1 protein-coding gene is annotated in these 1,039 nt (G+C 28.7%); it reads right to left on the bottom strand.

All coding sequences use genetic code 11. The features are described from left to right. Positions 1–136 precede the first annotated feature (136 nt). On the bottom strand, positions 137–1,039 hold a 903-nt coding region (locus tag CD111_RS12820; RefSeq protein ID WP_240610518.1), incomplete at its 5' end, for an ATP-binding cassette domain-containing protein.

The raw sequence follows: 1,039 nt of genomic DNA, 5'->3' as shown, positions 1-1,039 counted from the left end.
AGATGTGTATAAGAGACAGTTGCTACACAGACTATAAAAATAATTAATAAGGAGTATCTTATGAACTTAGAAGGTACATTATTTAAATAGACTGTACTATCTTGAAAGTCCTCAAAAGAGTAAATTTTCCTCATATCTATATTCCTTCCGTTGATTGATTTTTCCAAAGTGTATAATACTCAGATCGATTTGCGAGCAACTGCTTATGAGTTCCTTGTTCAATAATTTTCCCGTTTTTCATACAATAAATATTATCAACTTTTTCAATTGTGCTTAATTTATGAGATATTAAAATAACTGTTTTTTTACTTTTAGAAGTATTATATAGATTATTAATTATTTTATTTTCCGTTGTAGCGTCTAACGAACTAGTAACTTCATCAAGTATATAAATATCGGGATTTTTAATATACAAACGTGCTAGCGCAAGCCTTTGCAGCTGTCCACCAGATAAATTATCTCCATTGGCTTCAAGCGAAGTATTATATCTTTGAGGTAAAGTCTCAATAAAATCATGTATCTCAGCATTTTTACAAGCAGAAATTATCTCATCCATCGTAACTCCCCCATCATTACCTATTAATAGGTTTTCTATGATTGTGCCACTAAAGAAAAAGTTTTGTTGAGATACGTAGCCTATATTATTTCTGATAGAACTATTTTCTATTTCTAATATATTTCGTTGATCAAATTGAATTTCTCCTTCTTTCGCTTGATAATAATTAACTAAGAGTTTTGCCAGTGTAGATTTTCCTGAACCACTTTCTCCCACTAGTGCTACAAAGTCATTTTTATTTATGATAATATTGATATCTTTTAATAAATCTTCTCTATGTCCATAATTAAAATACAAATTGTTTATCATAATTTGATTACTAAATGAAAATTCTGTTAAAGCATCTTCATTTTCTTCACTTTCTAAGTCAAGTATTTCAACTATTCTTCTAGAAGCAACTATTGCTGATTGTATAATTGGTTGTGCATCTATCATTCTTTCTATTGGACCTAAAAAATAAACTACAAGAGCATTGAATGTAAT

It is taken from the genome of Mammaliicoccus stepanovicii, assembly GCF_002902525.1.
Classification (GTDB): domain Bacteria; phylum Bacillota; class Bacilli; order Staphylococcales; family Staphylococcaceae; genus Mammaliicoccus; species Mammaliicoccus stepanovicii.
The sequence above is the reverse complement of the archived record's forward strand: the minus strand, read 5'-3'. Positions and strand labels throughout refer to the sequence as shown.